The organism is Streptomyces sp. yr375 (genome assembly GCF_900110755.1).
GTDB lineage: Bacteria > Actinomycetota > Actinomycetes > Streptomycetales > Streptomycetaceae > Streptomyces.
On record NZ_FOFF01000034.1, the window covers coordinates 1 to 14,329 of the forward strand.

Sequence of the window (14,329 nt, forward strand, 5' to 3'; positions counted from 1 at the left end):
GTCCTCGCTGTGTTTTATTTCAAAGGAACCTCATCCCCGGCTATCACTGCCGGGAACGGGGTATCAACATATCTGGCGTTGATTTTTGGCACGCTGTTGAGTTCTCAAGGAACGGACGCTTCCTTTGTACTCACCCGAGAGACTCTCTCAGGCTTTCCTCCGGGCTTTTTCCCTTCGGTCTTGCGTTTCCGACTCTATCAGATCGTTTTCCGATCCGCTTTCCTCGGTGCTTTCCAGGTCCCCGCTTTTCTTTCGCGGTTTCCCTTTCCGGCGGTTCCGACTCTACCAGATCCTTTCGGGCCTGATTCCCAGTCAGCGGGGGCTTGTCTTCCCGGCTGTTGGGCCGTTCCGACGAGTGAGACTTTAGCGGATTCCCTGCTCCCGAAGCCAATCGGGGGCTGCGCCCTTTCGAACGCGGATTCCTCATTTCGCGAATACGCACGCCAATGACGCGACGGCAGCCGAACCGACTGCGCGTCGAGAAGTGGTTGGTACTGCGGAATGGCTGTCCGGGGACCGACCGGAGTCGGCGCTCACGTCGGACAACTCGGAGAACACTACGTATCCGGGCTGGAGTGTGTCAACTCAGGTCCCACAGGCACCCCTGAGGCGTACTCTGGCGGACATGACGACACGTACGTGCACCCAGCAGTGGTGGGCCGCCTGACGGCGGCCGTACCCACGTATGTACTCAACGGCCGCCGCTTCGGCGGCCGTTCTTGTTTCCTCCACCGGGGTTCCAGGGGGTCGGCCGACCATGGCGGCGGTCTCGACCAGGAGGTGGATGGATGAAGCGGGTCTTCAGCGGGGTCAAGCCGACCGGGCATCTGACGCTGGGGAACTACCTGGGGGCTCTGCGGCAGTGGGCCGAGGTCGACCAGCACCGGGCGGACGCGTTGTTCTGCGTCGTGGATCTGCACGCGCTGACCGTGGACCACGATCCGGCGCGGGTGCGCCGGCTGAGCCGGCAGGCGACGACGCTGCTGCTGGCGGCGGGACTGGATCCACGGTTGTGCACCGTGTTCGTACAGAGTCATGTGGACGAGCACGCGCGGTTGTCGTATCTGCTGGAGTGCGTGGCCACGGACGGCGAGATGCGGCGGATGATCCAGTACAAGGAGAAGGCCGCGCTGGAGCGGGAGCGTGGGGGGAGTGTGCGGCTGTCCTTGCTCACGTATCCCGTGCTGATGGCGGCCGACATCCTGGCCTACGGGACCGACGAGGTGCCGGTGGGCGACGACCAGACGCAGCACGTGGAGCTGGCGCGGGATCTGGCGGTGCGGTTCAACCAGCGGTACGGGCACACGTTCATCGTGCCGAAGGCCACGCATCCGGCGGTGGCGGCGCGGGTGATGAACCTCCAGCAGCCGGCTTCGAAGATGGGCAAGAGCGACGACTCCGGGCCGGGGATCGTCTATCTGCTGGACGAGCCCGAGGTCGTGCGCAAGAAGGTCATGCGGGCCGTCACCGACAGTGGGCGGGAGATCGTGTACGACCGGGAGGGGCGGCCCGGGGTCGCGAATCTCCTGGAGATCCTCGCCGCGTGCACGGGCGGGAACCCGGAGGTCCTGGCAGGCGTTTACGAGTCGTACGGCGCTTTGAAGAAGGACACCGCGGAGGCGGTCGTCGAGGTTCTCGGGCCCGTGCAGGCCAGGCACAAGGAGTTGTGCGCTGACCCTGGATATGTGGAGGGGGTGCTGCGGGATGGAGCGGAGAAGGCGCGAGCGATGGCTCGGCCGGTGGTTGATACGGCCTATCGCGCGATCGGCCTGCTTCCGCCCGTGGCCGACGGGGTGCTGAACGCGGCTCGGTAGGCGCGGGGGCTGGTGGCGAGGCGCGCTGCGAAGTGCTGGCGCATCGTGACCTCGCTGCCGAAGCCGGCGCGCCGGGCGACCTCGGGCATGGGGAGGTCGGTGCGTTCGAGGAGTTTCTGGGCCGCGGCGATGCGCTGGTCGAGGAGCCAGCGCAGGGGCGTGACGCCGGTCGCCGCCGTGAAGTGGCGGGCGAAGCTGCGCGCGGACATGCCCGCGTGGGCCGCCAGGTCGGCGACGGTGAGTGGTTCGTGCAGGTGGCGCAGGGCGTGTTCGCGTACGGCGGCGAGGGCGTCGGCGTCCCGGTCGGCGCGGGGAGTGGGGTGTTCGATGAACTGGGCCTGTGTGCCGGTGCGGAAGGGGGCGGTGACCATCGAGCGGGCGATCGTGGCGGCCGCTTCGGCTCCGTGGGAGCGGCGGACCAGGTGGAGACAGAGGTCGATGCCGGCTGCCGTGCCCGCGGCGGTCCAGATGTTGCCGTCCTCGATGAACAGCGCGTCGGGGACGACGGTGACCCGGGGGTGGTTCGTGCGGAGGAGGTCGACCAGGTTCCAGTGGGTGATCGCCCGGCGGCCGTCGAGAAGGCCGGCCTGGGCGAGGGTGAAGGCCCCGCCGCAGAGGGCGGCGAGGGTGGTGCCGCGGGCGTGGGCGCGGCGGAGTGCGTCCAGGACGGGGGCGGGTGCGGGGGTGACGTAGTCGTCCAGGCCGGGGACGAGGATCAGGTCGGCGCGGGAGAGCCAGGTGAGGGTGCGGTCGGGCAGCAGGGCCAGGCCGCCGCGCATCGGGATGGGGGTGGTGGTGTCGGTGGCGACTCGGTGCAGGTCGAAGGCGGGAGCGCCGTGGTCGGTGCGGTCGTTGCCCCAGACCTCGGTGATGACGGAGACGTCGAAGGCGCGGATGCCGGGGAAGGCGACCAGGGCTACGCGGTACTCGGCGTTCTCCATGGTTGGCAGTAAACCATCGATCGATGACTTCCGGACTTCTGGGGCGAGGGTGTCCACGGCGGCAGGATCGTGGGCATGGACATCGCAGAGAACGCAGCGCTGGTGGTCGTCGACGTGCAGAAGGGGTTCGACGAGTCGGACTTCTGGGGGCCGCGGAACAATCCCGGGGCCGATGACAACATCGCCGCGCTCATCGACGTATGGCAGGGGACGGGGCGGCCGGTCGTGTTCGTGCGGCATGACTCCGCTGGTCCGCGGTCGCCGTTGCGGCCGGGGTATGAGGGGAACGACCTCAAGGAGTATGTGGCGCGGCGGCGCGGGAAGGGGGCGGGGCCGGAGCTGTTCGTCACGAAGACCGTGAACTCGGCCTTCCTCGGGACGCCGGATCTGGGTGCCTGGCTGAGGGCCGGGGGGATCTCGCAGATCGTGGTGGTCGGGATCCAGACCAACATGTGCGTGGAGACGACCGCGCGGATGGGCGGGAATCTGGGGTACGACGTCGTGGTCGCGTACGACGCGACGCACACCTTCGATCTGGAGGGGCCGTTCGGGTGGCGGCGGAGTGCGGAGGAGCTCGCGCAGGCGACTGCCGTGTCACTGCACGGGGGTGGGTTCGCCCGGGTGGTGAGGACGAAGGAGGTCTTGGGGGCGGTCGGCGGGTGATCGCCCCCTCACTCGCTCTGGTTCTCGGTGTGTCAGTCCTTTTTGCCTGAGGCCAGTTCGCGGCTGCGGTCGCGGGCGGCCTCGAGGGCGGCGATGAGGGCGGCTCGTACGCCGTGGTTCTCGAGTTCGCGGATGGCGCTGATGGTCGTGCCCGCGGGGGATGTCACGTTCTCGCGGAGCTTGACCGGGTGTTCGCCGCTGTCGCGGAGCATCGTGGCCGCGCCGATCGCGGACTGGACGATCAGGTCGTGGGCCTTGTCGCGGGGCAGGCCGAGGAGGATGCCGGCGTCGGTCATGGCTTCGACCAGGTAGAAGAAGTACGCGGGGCCGGAGCCGGAGAGGGCGGTGCAGGCGTCCTGCTGGGACTCGGGGACGCGGAGGGTCTTGCCGACGGAACCGAAGATCTCCTCGGCGTGGGCGAGGTGGGCGGCGGTGGCGTGGGTGCCGCCGGAGATGACGGACATGGCCTCGTCGACGAGGGCGGGGGTGTTCGTCATGACGCGGACGACCGGGGTGCCGGCGGCCAGGCGCTCCTCGATGGAGGCGGTGGTGATGCCGGCGGCTCCGGTGATGACCAGGCGGTCGGCGGGGACGTGGGGGGCGAGATCGTCCAGGAGGCCGGCCATGTCCTGCGGTTTGACCGTGAGGATCAGGGTGTCGGCGGTCTTGGCGGCCTCGGCGTTGGTGACCGGGGTGACTCCGTAGCGGGTGCGGAGTTCTTCGGCTCGTTCCGGGCGGCGGGCGGTGACGAGGAGGTCGGCGGTAGGCCAGCCGCCTCTGATCATGCCGCTGAGGAGGGCTTCGCCGATCTTGCCGGTGCCGAGGACTGCGACTTTCTGGGTCATGTCTGGGGGTCCTCCGGGGGTGTGCGTCGTCCGGGGCCATCCTCGCATCGGGGGTGGGGGGTGGGGGTGCGTGTCCGGTGGGCGGACGTGGGGGTGTTCAAGGGGTTCGCCGCCGCCGCCCCCTAAGGGAGGGGACGTGTCCCCGTCAGGGTGTCCTGCGCCTCAGTGTTGCTGCTCCCAAGGTCAGTACCAGGAGTGCGCAGGCCGCCACGATCAGGGCGTCTCGTACGAAGGTTGCTGTCATGTTCGTGTGGTTGAGGACCTCGTTCATGCCGTCTACCGCGTAGGACATGGGGAGGGCGTCGGAGAGGGCCTTCAGGGCGGGGTGCATGGTGTCTCGGGGGGTGAAGAGGCCGCAGAGGAGGAGTTGGGGGAAGATCACCGCCGGCATGAACTGGACCGCCTGGAACTCGGTGGCCGCGAAGGCCGAGACGAAGAGGCCCAGGGCCGTGCCCAGCAGGGCGTCGAGGAGGGCGACCAAGAGGAGGAGCCAGGGGCTGCCGGTGACGTCCAGGTCCAGGAACCAGACCGCCAGGCCGGTGGCCAGGGCCGACTGGATGATCGCGAGGGTGCCGAAGGCCAGGGCGTAGCCGGCGATCAGGTCGCCCTTGCCGAGGGGCATGGCGAGGAGGCGTTCGAGGGTGCCCGAGGTGCGTTCGCGCAGGGTGGCGATGGAGGTCACCAGGAACATCGTGATCAGGGGGAAGATCCCGAGGAGGGACGCGCCGATGGTGTCGAAGGTGCGCGGGCTGCCGTCGAAGACGTAGCGGAGCAGGAACAGCATCACGCAGGGGATGAGGATCAGCAGCGCGATCGTGCGGGGGTCGTTGCGCAGTTGGCGCAGGACTCGGGCTGCGGTGGCGGTCGTTCGGGCCGCGTTCAGGGGGCTGGTGGGGGTGGGGGCGATGGTGATGGTCGTGGTCATGGGGTGGGTTCCTTTGCTCGGGGTGCCTGTACTGCCTCGTCCACCAGGTGCAGGAAGGCCGACTCGACCGTGTCCGTGCCGGTGCGGGCGCGCAGGGCGTCGGGGGTGGCGTCGGCGAGGATCGCGCCCTCGCGCATGAGGAGCAGGCGGTGGCAGCGTTCGGCCTCGTCCATGACGTGGGAGGAGACGAGAAGGGTGGTGCCCCGGGTCGCCGCGATGTCGTGGAAGAGGGTCCACAGGTCGCGGCGGAGGACCGGGTCCAGGCCGACGGTCGGTTCGTCCAGGACGAGGAGTTCGGGGGTGCCGAGGAGGGCTACGGCCAGCGAGACGCGGTTGCGCTGGCCGCCGGAGAGGTTGCCGGCGAGGGCGTTCGCGTGGGTGGTGAGGTCGACGTCGGCGATGGCTCGGGCGACGTTCTCGTGGCGGCGGTCGGCTGCCGCGCGGCCGGGGTCGAGGATCGCGGCGAAGTAGTCGAGGTTCTGGCGGATCGTCAGGTCCTCGTAGACGGAGGGGGCCTGGGTGACGTAGCCGATGCGGGTGCGGAGGGTGGGGTGGCCGGCGGGGCGGCCCAGGACGTCGAGGGTGCCGGTGACCTTGGCCTGGGTGCCGACGATCGCCCGCAGGAGGGTCGACTTGCCGCAGCCGGAGGGGCCCAGCAGGCCGGTGATCCGGCCTCGCGGGACGGTGAAGTCGAGGGCGTGGAGGACCGTTCGGGGACCTCGGATCGCGGTCAGGCCTTTGGCTCGTACGGCGGGGGCGGTGGGGGCAACGGGGGCAACAGCGGTGGGGGCTGTGGGGTTTGTGCAGTCCGTGGGTGGGGGCTGGGGTGCTTCCTCGTCGGGTGGGCGAGGGGTCGACCTGAAATTCATCATGCGATGAATAATGCTCGCGGTGCGGTGGAGCGTCAAGCGGCGCGGGCGTATGGGGGCCTCGGATGCTTCAGATGCTTGGGGGCGCAGGCGCTCGGGGGTGTGGGGGCGCAGACGCGTGGTGCCGCGGGCTCGTGGGGGCGCAGGCGCGCGGGGGTGGGATTGGAGGTGGAGGTTCCGGTTCCTGCGCTCCCGTGTTCACCGGGTCGACACAGGAAAATGTCGTCTCGTCTGTCGTTTCAACTGACAATGGAATTCATGCGCGGCGTCCTCCCCCGGTGCCGTGCGCCCACGCATCTCCCGTTTCCCACCGGAGGTGCCGCTGTGTTGCGTCATGGTGTTCAAAAGGCTGATCTGTTCGCTTCGTTCGTCGTCTTTCTCGTCGCCCTGCCGCTGTGTGTGGGCGTCGCCGTGGCCTCCGGCGTGCCTGCGGAGCTGGGGCTCGTCACCGGCATCGTCGGCGGGCTGGTGGTCGGAGTGCTGCCGGGCAGCAGCCTTCAGGTGAGCGGGCCGGCGGCTGGGCTCACCGTGCTCGTCCACGAGGCCGTACAGAGGTACGGCGTGACGGCGCTCGGGGTGCTCGTGCTCGCCGCCGGGCTGGTGCAGCTCGGGCTGGGTGCGCTGCGGCTCGGGCGGTGGTTCCGGGCCGTTTCGGCGGCCGTCGTGCACGGGATGCTCGCCGGGATCGGGCTGGTGCTGGTCGCCGGGCAGGTGTACGCCCTCGGGGATGTGGGCGCGCCGGAGGGCGGGCTCGGGAAGTTCGCCGGGCTGGTGTCGCTGCCCGGACGGGTGGATCCGGTGGCGTTGTCAGTGGGGGGTGCCACCATGGTCGTGCTGGTGGTGTGGGGGCGGTGGCGGCGCGGGGCGCGGCTGGTTCCGGCACCGCTGGTCGCGGTGGCGTTGGCGGCGGGCGTCACGTGGGTGTTCGACCTGGAGGTGCGTCGGCTCCGGGTGCAGGGCCTGTGGGATGCCGTACGGGTGCCGGAGGCGGCGGATCTCGGGCGGCTCACGGAAGTGGGGGTGATCGGGACCGTCGTCGCGTTCGCGCTGATCGCGTCGGCGGAGTCGCTGTTCAGCGCGGCGGCGGTGGACCGGCTGCACGACGGGAGGAGGACGGACTACGACCGTGAGTTGATGGCGCAGGGCGTGGGCAACGCCGTGTGCGGGGTGCTGGGCGCGCTGCCGATGACGGCGGTCATCGTGCGGAGCGCGGCGAACCTGCGGGCGGGTGCTCGGACGAAGGCGTCGCGGGTGCTGCACGGGGTGTGGCTGCTGCTGTTCGCGGCCGTCGTGCCCGGGGTGCTCGAGGTGATTCCGGTCGCGGCGCTGGCCGGGCTGCTGGTGTACGCCGGCTGCAAGCTGGTGCCTGTGCGGGAGGTGCGGACGTTGTGGCGCGGGCATCGGGGGGAGGTCGTCGTGCTCGGGGTCACGGCGGGGGCGATCGTCGTGGGGAACCTGTTCGAGGGGGTGTTGGTCGGGCTGGCGCTGGCCGTGGCGAAGACGGCCTGGGAGATCAGCCATGTGCACGTCGAGACGGAGGACCGGGGCGACGCCGGGCTCGTCGTCCGGGTGCTGGGGCATGCGACGTTCCTGCGGCTGCCGAAGCTGCTGGACGCGTTGGATGCGCTGCCGCTCGACCGCGAGGTGCGGCTGGAGTTGGGCGGGCTGCGGCATGTGGACCACGCGTGTGCGGCGGCCCTGGAGGGGTGGGCCGCCGCGCGGGAACAGCGGGTTGCGCAGGCTGAGCGGGCCGAGCGGCTTCGAGCGGGCTGAGCGGCTTCGCGAGCAGCGGATTTCGAGCAGCCTGAGCGGCTTCGCGAGGGGGTGATTCAGGGGGAGCTGTTTCAGGGAGAGCTGTTTCAGGGGGCGATGGCGACCAGTAGTTCCACGTCGTAGGTCTCCTCGATCGTGCCGTCCGGGAAGGCGGTGAGGAGGTGGCGGCGCTCCTCGGCAAGGAAGGCGGCCGTGCTCTCCTCGCCGTGGACCAGGAAGATCGAGTGGCTGCTGATGTTGGCCAGGTGCGTGTCGACGAAGACGTGGCGGCTCCAGCGGACCCGGCGGTGCGTGAAGTCGAGGCGGCCGGAGGTGTCGGCGACGGCGGCGAAGGCTGCGTCGCCGTTCCTGCGGACGACTCGGTCGACGCCGAAGTGGTGCTGGATGCGGTCGGTCTGCGCGTCGATCCACGGCACGTCGAGCGCGCCGGTGTTCCACCACAGTGCCAGCGCGCCGCCCGGGCGCAGGACGCGCAGGGCCTCCGGGACCGAGTGGGCCGGGTCGGTCCAGTGCCAGGACTGGGCGTAGGTGAGGAAGTCGAGGGAGGCGTCGGCCAGCGGGAGGTGGTTGCCGTCGCCTCGGACGATCGGCACGTCGGGGAGGGCGTGGCGGAACTGCTCGGCCATGCCGTCGCCGGGTTCGACGGCGATGACGTCCGCGCCGCGGGCGTGCAGGAGGGCGGTCGCTATGCCGGTGCCAGCGCCGATGTCCGCGACCCGCGCGCCGGTGAGGGGGTGGCCGGCGAGGTCCTCGATCGCGTCGAGGAGGGCGGTCGGGTAGGAGGGGCGGTTGGCGGCGTACTGGGCCGCGGCGGAGTTGAAGGAGTGGGCTCGGGTGGTGTGGTGGGTGGGGGTGGGCTGCGTCATGGGGCCATGGTGGACGGTGGGAGGGGGGCTAGGAAGACCGGGGGGAGCAAGGAGAGGGGCGGCAGGTGATGGACTGGCGGGACGTGAAGGACCTCGGGGTCGTCCGGGTGTCCAGGGCGTCCGGGGCATCCGGATCAGGTGCGGCGGCGTTTCTTCGACGGGTTGCCCGTGCGGCGGGAGTTGCGGCGTTGGTGCTGTTGGCGGGCCGTGTCGTACTCCTCGCGGTGGAGTTTCTCGCCGGGTGCCTCGGTGAGGGTGCGGAAGAAGTAGGCGAGCAGGGAGCCGACGAAGCCGATGGCCAGCAGGCCGCGCAGGGAGGCCTGGCGGTCGGGGTCGGGGCGCTTGGCGAAGGCGTCCCAGGTGTGGCGGAAGGCGAGCGCGCTACAGACCGCGAACATCACGACGATCAGGAGGGTCACGAAGCCGCCCAGGTCGGCGATCGCGATGCCCTGGTAGGCGAAGCGGAGGACGAGGCAGGAGACGGTGACGGCGACGAGGGAGCCGACGGCCACGGCGATGCGACGGGCGGCGTAGCCCTGGTAGCCGGGGTCGTGGTCGACCCAGGTGGTGCCGAAGAAGCGGAGGGGCTCCGGGCGGGGGCCGGTGCCAACGCCCGCACCGGCGCCCGCGCCCGGGCCTGCACCCGCGCCCGCGCCTGCACCCGCGCTGACGGAGGCTGCCTGATCGGCCGGGGTGTCCCGGGAGGCCGCCGGGCTGTCCGAGGTGCCGTTTTCGTCGCTCACGGGACGATTATGGCTCCGGACGGCGGCGGGCTCCCGGGTGGGTTGCCCGGAAGGTCAGCCGCAGTGCGGCGCGACGTAGCCGTCGCTGCCCGTGTGGACGTACGCGTCCGAGACGAACTGGCTGTCGGCGATGTTGTCCCAGATGTTCGTCGTGCCGTACGGGCCGCTCACCGAGGTGCCCGGGGTCTGGCAGTAGATCGGGACCGACGTGCCCTCGGCCAGGACCCTGACGATCGGGTAGCTGGTGCCGGGGCCGCTGCGCACGTTCAGCCGGACGCCCGGGGCGACCGGGTAGTAGGCGACAGCCGCCGCGATGACAGCCGCAGACGTCTCGGCTGCCGACGTGACTGTTGTCGACGTGTCGGCTGCCGATGTGTCGGCTCTCGTCGCTTCCACTGCTGCTTCCATGCGTTCGACAGACATGAAAAACCTCCCCCGTTGGACCCCATGACTGCCATGGGATCCCGTTGATTCCCCTAAAACACTCAATGAAACACATGTGCGCACTTCGTACAAAGAGGCTGGCAAGCCTCCTCGGTCCCGCGCGGGGCATCGACTAGGCTCCGTGCGTCGCGCGCGCGGACGAACAGCACGGGGGTGGTCCATGACGCCACAGCGCAACACCGGGGCAGGCGCGGAAGCGGAACTTCCGGAGTACGCCGGTCACTACCGCCTGGAGGAGCGCCTCGGGGCCGGTGGCATGGGCGTGGTGCACCTGGCCCGGAGCACCTCCGGGATGAAGGTCGCGGTGAAGGTCGTCCATGCCCAGTTCGCGAGGGACCCCGAGTTCAGGGGGCGTTTCCGGCAGGAGGTGGCGGCCGCCCGGCGGGTGAGCGGCGCGTTCACCGCGCCCGTCGTCGACGCCGATCCCGAGGCCGAACGGCCGTGGATGGCCACGCTGTTCATCCCCGGTTCGACGCTCGCCGAGCAGGTGAAGCGGAACGGGCCCATGAGATCCGGGGAGTTGCGGCGGCTGATGGCCGGACTCGCGGAGGCGCTGCGCGACATCCACCGGGTGGGGGTCGTGCACCGGGATCTGAAGCCGAGCAACGTACTGCTCGCCGAGGACGGGCCGAAGGTCATCGACTTCGGCATCTCCCGGCCGAAGGACAGCGAACTGCGCACCGAGACGGGCAAGTTGATCGGTACGCCGCCGTTCATGGCACCGGAGCAGTTCCGGCGGCCGCGGGAGGTCGGGCCGGCCGCCGACATCTTCGCGCTCGGGTCCGTGATGGTGCACGCGGCGACCGGGCGCGGGCCGTTCGACTCCGACAGCCCTTACGTCGTCGCCTACCAGGTCGTCCACGACGAGCCGGACCTGACCGGCGTACCGGGGAACCTCGCGCCGCTGGTGGCGCGTTGTCTCGCCAAGGAGCCCGAGGACCGGCCCACGCCGGACGAGTTGATGCGGGAACTGCGGTCCGAGGCGGCCTCGTACGACACGCAGGCGTTCATACCGGCGCAGCGGACGCTGGAGGAATCCGGGCACGAGTCGTGGCACGGGCAAGAAGCAGGACAGGAAGCGGGGCTGGGGCCGGAGTCGGGGTCGAAATCCGGGTCCGAATCCGGGTCGGACTCGGGGTCGGGGTCGGGGTCGGGGTCGGGGTCGGCGGAGGTGACGTCCCGGCGGCGGCGCAGGCGGGTCGCTCTGGCCGCCGGTGCCCTGGTCGTCGTCCTGTCGGGTGGCGCGCTGGCCGTCACGCAGGTGTTCGGCGACGCCGACGTCGACGCGCGGGGGAACTCGGGTGCCTCGGAGTCCGCGTCGGCCGCCTCCGCGTCCTGGAACGCGCGGCCTGCGGACGGCGGGGATACGGGCACGGGGAGCGGCACGGGCGGCATGCCTCAGTGCGCGTACGACGTGAAGCGGCTGCTCTGTGTGCAGGCGGGGCTGGTGTCCGCGCTGGACCCGTCCGACGGCCGGGTGCTGTGGCGGCACGCGCTCGCCGGGGACGACCGGCCGAGCGAGGCGCCGGTGCTCGCGGGCGGCCTCGCGCAGGTGCTCACGCACGCGGGCAAACGGGTAGAGGCGCTCGATCCGGCGTCGGGCGCCACGCGCTGGCAGCGGGACGTGTCGGCGTACCAGGGAGTGCGCAGCGCCGGCGGCACGCTGCTGCTGACCTCGGCCGACGGCACGGTGACCGGGGTGGACGCCGCGACGGGGAAGACGGCGTGGAGCCTGCGTGTTCCGGGGGTGAGCGAGCCGTACTTCCTGTCGTTCCCCAAGGATCCGCTGGCGTACGCGGTGACCACGTCGGACTCGGGCACGGGTTCGGGCACGGGAACGGTTTCTGACTCGGACCCGGGCGGCGGGCATACGCGGATCACGGCCGTGGATCCCGCGACCGGGACGGTGCGGTGGGAGGAACGGCTCGGCGGCTCGCTGACGCTCGTGGGCACCACCGGCGACAGCCTCGTGCTGCTGTCCCAGGGCAGCGCGTACGGCACGGTCGACGCCGTGGTGCGCTACCGGCCGGCGGACAGGGTGGCCCGGCGGGTGACGCTGGACGTCGGGCTCCAGCTCCAGCAGGGGCGCGCCGCCGTGCAGGGCGACCGGGTCTACCTGCTGGCCTTCGACGGGGCGCTGGTGGCCGTCGACACGGCCGCGCGGAAGCAGGTGTGGTCCCTTCAGACGGCCGTGAGCCGCGGTTCGGTACCGTCCGCCGACGGCGACCACGTGTACTTCAGCGCCCCCGACGGGCGTCTCCTCGCCGTGGACGCCGCCCGCGGCAAGCTCGTCGGGCAGACGCGACTGCGGCTCGGCGCGAACTCCGACGAAGTGGTGACGACACTGCCCGCGCCCATCGCGATCGACGGCCGCGTGTACGCCGGCGCTCCCGACGGCACCGTCTTCGCGGTGGACGGGCGGGATCCGGCGGGCTGGTGAGACACGCGACCGGGGCCGCCTCCCTGGAAGGCAGGGAAGCGGCCCCGGTCATCGTCTCGAAGGACGTCAACGCCTCGAAGGACGTCAACGTCCCGAAGGGCGTCAGCCCAGCTTCGACACGTCGCGGACCGCGCCCTTGTCGGCGCTCGTCGCCATCGCGGCGTAGGCGCGCAGGGCGGCGGAGACCTTGCGGACGCGGTTCGACGGGGCGTACACCCCGTTCAACGCCTGCTCGCGGCGTGAGAGTTCCGCGTCGTCGACGAGCAACTCGATCGAGCGACCCGGGATGTCGATGCGGATCCGGTCGCCGTCCTCGACGAGGGCGATGGTGCCGCCGGACGCCGCCTCGGGGGACGCGTGGCCGATGGAGAGGCCCGAGGTGCCGCCGGAGAAGCGGCCGTCGGTGATCAGGGCGCAGGTCTTGCCGAGGCCTCGGCCCTTGAGGAAGGACGTCGGGTAGAGCATCTCCTGCATGCCCGGGCCGCCCTTGGGACCCTCGTAGCGGATGACGACGACGTCGCCGTGCGTCACCTGCTTGTTGAGGATCTTCTCGACGGCCTCCTCCTGCGACTCGCAGACGACGGCCGGGCCCTCGAAGGTCCAGATCGACTCGTCCACGCCGGCCGTCTTGACGACGCAGCCGTCGACGGCGAGGTTGCCGCGCAGGACCGCGAGGCCGCCGTCCTTGCTGTAGGCGTGCTCGGCGGAGCGGATGCAGCCGCCCTCGGCGTCCTCGTCCAGCGCCTCCCAGCGCTCGGACTGGGAGAAGGCCTCGGCGGAGCGGACGCAGCCGGGGGCCGCGTGCCAGAGTTCGAGCGCCTCGGGCGAGGGCGAGCCCGCGCGGACGTCCCACGTCTTCAGCCAGTCGGTCAGGGACGGGCTGTGGACGGCGTGGACGTCCTCGTTGAGCTGGCCCGCGCGGTGCAGTTCGCCCAGGAGGGCGGGGATGCCGCCCGCGCGGTGCACGTCCTCCATGTAGTACGTGCGGTTCTTCGCGACGTTCGGCGCCACCTTCGCCAGGCAGGGCACGCGGCGCGAGACCTCGTTGATCTCCTCCAGGCCGAACGGGACGCCCGCCTCCTGGGCGGCGGCGAGGAGGTGCAGGATCGTGTTGGTGGAGCCGCCCATCGCGATGTCGAGGGCCATCGCGTTCTCGAAGGCCGCGAGGGTCGCCACGTTGCGCGGCAGGACCGACTCGTCGTCCTGCTCGTAGTACCTGCGGGTGATGTCCATCACCGTACGCGCGGCGTCGACGTACAGCCCCTTACGGGCCGTGTGGGTGGCCAGGACCGAGCCGTTGCCGGGGAGGGACAGGCCGATGGCCTCGGTCAGGCAGTTCATCGAGTTGGCGGTGAACATGCCGGAACAGGAGCCGCAGGTCGGACAGGCGTTCTCCTCGATACGGAGGATGTCCTCGTCGGAGATCTTGTCGTTGACGGCGTCCGAGATCGCGTCGACCAGGTCGAGCGTGCGGACCGTGCCGTCGACGAGCGTGGCGCGGCCGGACTCCATCGGGCCGCCCGAGACGAAGACCGTCGGGATGTTCAACCGCAGCGCGGCGTTCAGCATGCCCGGGGTGATCTTGTCGCAGTTGGAGATGCAGATCAGGGCGTCGGCGCAGTGGGCCTCGACCATGTACTCGACCGAGTCCGCGATGAGGTCGCGGGAGGGCAGGGAGTACAGCATGCCGCCGTGGCCCATCGCGATGCCGTCGTCGACGGCGATCGTGTTGAACTCGCGCGGGATGCCGCCGGCCTCGGTGATCGCCTCGCTGACGATCCGGCCGACCGGCTGGAGGTGCGTGTGCCCGGGCACGAACTCGGTGAAACTGTTCGCCACCGCGATGATCGGCTTCCGGCCGATGTCCGCACCGGGTACACCGGAGGCGCGCATCAGGGCGCGTGCGCCCGCCATGTTGCGACCGTGGGTGACTGTGCGGGACCTCAGCTCGGGCATCGTCGCTCGCTCCTTCAGACAGTTGTGGCTCCTATTGAGCGTACGCCGGT

12 protein-coding genes are annotated in these 14,329 nt (G+C 70.7%); 4 read left to right on the forward strand and 8 right to left on the reverse strand.

Annotated features, from left to right (window positions below; translation table 11 throughout):
• The first annotated feature begins 788 nt into the window (after positions 1–788).
• Positions 789–1,814 carry a tryptophan--tRNA ligase gene (gene trpS / locus BMZ82_RS27415; protein ID WP_093780081.1) on the forward strand — a complete coding sequence of 342 codons (1,026 nt, stop codon included), beginning with the start codon at positions 789–791 and terminating at the stop codon, positions 1,812–1,814.
• On the opposite strand, the gene BMZ82_RS27420 is transcribed toward trpS, so the two are convergent.
• Positions 1,754–2,755 (reverse strand): GlxA family transcriptional regulator, encoded by a 1,002-nt coding sequence (locus tag BMZ82_RS27420; RefSeq protein WP_093780082.1) that lies wholly within the window; start codon positions 2,753–2,755, stop codon positions 1,754–1,756. The two genes, trpS and BMZ82_RS27420, sit on opposite strands and share 61 nt — an antisense overlap.
• A 75-nt stretch (positions 2,756–2,830) precedes the next feature.
• On the opposite strand from BMZ82_RS27420, the gene BMZ82_RS27425 reads away from it, so the two are divergent.
• Positions 2,831–3,418, forward strand: a complete 588-nt coding sequence (locus BMZ82_RS27425; protein WP_093780083.1) for a cysteine hydrolase family protein — start codon at positions 2,831–2,833, stop codon at positions 3,416–3,418.
• Positions 3,419–3,450: 32 nt separating this feature from the next.
• Here BMZ82_RS27425 and proC read toward each other — a convergent pair whose 3' ends face one another.
• The 3 genes from proC to BMZ82_RS27440 all read right to left on the reverse strand — a co-directional run bounded on the left by proC (position 3,451) and on the right by BMZ82_RS27440 (position 6,060).
• Positions 3,451–4,263, reverse strand: coding sequence for a pyrroline-5-carboxylate reductase (gene proC / locus BMZ82_RS27430; protein ID WP_093780084.1), 813 nt, complete (start codon positions 4,261–4,263; stop codon positions 3,451–3,453).
• Between the two features lie 145 nt (positions 4,264–4,408).
• Positions 4,409–5,188: an ABC transporter permease gene (locus BMZ82_RS27435; RefSeq protein WP_093780085.1), complete on the reverse strand. Its 780-nt coding sequence runs from the start codon at positions 5,186–5,188 to the stop codon at positions 4,409–4,411.
• Positions 5,185–6,060 carry an ABC transporter ATP-binding protein gene (locus BMZ82_RS27440; protein ID WP_093780086.1) on the reverse strand — a complete coding sequence of 292 codons (876 nt, stop codon included), beginning with the start codon at positions 6,058–6,060 and terminating at the stop codon, positions 5,185–5,187. Before BMZ82_RS27440 ends, BMZ82_RS27435 begins: the two co-directional genes overlap by 4 nt.
• Positions 6,061–6,384: 324 nt before the next feature.
• Between BMZ82_RS27440 and BMZ82_RS27445 the strand changes: the two genes are divergently transcribed.
• Complete coding sequence (locus tag BMZ82_RS27445) at positions 6,385–7,830, forward strand: SulP family inorganic anion transporter (RefSeq protein ID WP_256252136.1); 1,446 nt, start codon at positions 6,385–6,387, stop codon at positions 7,828–7,830.
• Between the two features lie 86 nt (positions 7,831–7,916).
• Here the strand turns inward: BMZ82_RS27445 and BMZ82_RS27450 are convergent, their stop codons facing one another.
• From BMZ82_RS27450 to BMZ82_RS27460, 3 genes are all read right to left on the reverse strand, one after another.
• Entirely contained in the window at positions 7,917–8,696 is a 780-nt protein-coding gene (locus BMZ82_RS27450) for a class I SAM-dependent methyltransferase (protein WP_093780087.1), read from the reverse strand.
• Between the two features lie 134 nt (positions 8,697–8,830).
• The gene (locus tag BMZ82_RS27455; protein WP_093780088.1) at positions 8,831–9,439 is read right to left on the reverse strand and encodes a hypothetical protein; all 609 of its coding nucleotides are present in this window, start codon (positions 9,437–9,439) and stop codon (positions 8,831–8,833) included.
• Between the two features lie 54 nt (positions 9,440–9,493).
• Complete coding sequence (locus BMZ82_RS27460) at positions 9,494–9,862, reverse strand: SH3 domain-containing protein (RefSeq protein ID WP_093780089.1); 369 nt, start codon at positions 9,860–9,862, stop codon at positions 9,494–9,496.
• Positions 9,863–10,043: 181 nt separating this feature from the next.
• Between BMZ82_RS27460 and BMZ82_RS27465 the strand changes: the two genes are divergently transcribed.
• Positions 10,044–12,323: a serine/threonine-protein kinase gene (locus BMZ82_RS27465; protein ID WP_093780090.1), complete on the forward strand. Its 2,280-nt coding sequence runs from the start codon at positions 10,044–10,046 to the stop codon at positions 12,321–12,323.
• 102 nt (positions 12,324–12,425) lie between these two features.
• Here BMZ82_RS27465 and ilvD read toward each other — a convergent pair whose 3' ends face one another.
• On the reverse strand, positions 12,426–14,279 hold the full coding sequence (gene ilvD, locus BMZ82_RS27470; RefSeq protein ID WP_093780091.1) for a dihydroxy-acid dehydratase: 1,854 nt from the start codon (positions 14,277–14,279) through the stop codon (positions 12,426–12,428).
• Between the last annotated feature and the right edge of the window lie 50 nt (positions 14,280–14,329).

Bases quoted from the DNA above. Each gene is read 5' to 3' on its own strand.
- trpS (WP_093780081.1), top strand. From the start codon at position 789: ATGAAGCGGGTCTTCAGCGGGGTCAAGCCGACCGGGCATCTGACGCTG.
- BMZ82_RS27420 (WP_093780082.1), bottom strand. From the start codon at position 2,755: ATGGAGAACGCCGAGTACCGCGTAGCCCTGGTCGCCTTCCCCGGCATC.
- BMZ82_RS27425 (WP_093780083.1), top strand. From the start codon at position 2,831: ATGGACATCGCAGAGAACGCAGCGCTGGTGGTCGTCGACGTGCAGAAG.
- proC (WP_093780084.1), bottom strand. From the start codon at position 4,263: ATGACCCAGAAAGTCGCAGTCCTCGGCACCGGCAAGATCGGCGAAGCC.
- BMZ82_RS27435 (WP_093780085.1), bottom strand. From the start codon at position 5,188: ATGACCACGACCATCACCATCGCCCCCACCCCCACCAGCCCCCTGAAC.
- BMZ82_RS27440 (WP_093780086.1), bottom strand. From the start codon at position 6,060: ATGATGAATTTCAGGTCGACCCCTCGCCCACCCGACGAGGAAGCACCC.
- BMZ82_RS27450 (WP_093780087.1), bottom strand. From the start codon at position 8,696: ATGACGCAGCCCACCCCCACCCACCACACCACCCGAGCCCACTCCTTC.
- BMZ82_RS27460 (WP_093780089.1), bottom strand. From the start codon at position 9,862: ATGTCTGTCGAACGCATGGAAGCAGCAGTGGAAGCGACGAGAGCCGAC.
- BMZ82_RS27465 (WP_093780090.1), top strand. From the start codon at position 10,044: ATGACGCCACAGCGCAACACCGGGGCAGGCGCGGAAGCGGAACTTCCG.
- ilvD (WP_093780091.1), bottom strand. From the start codon at position 14,279: ATGCCCGAGCTGAGGTCCCGCACAGTCACCCACGGTCGCAACATGGCG.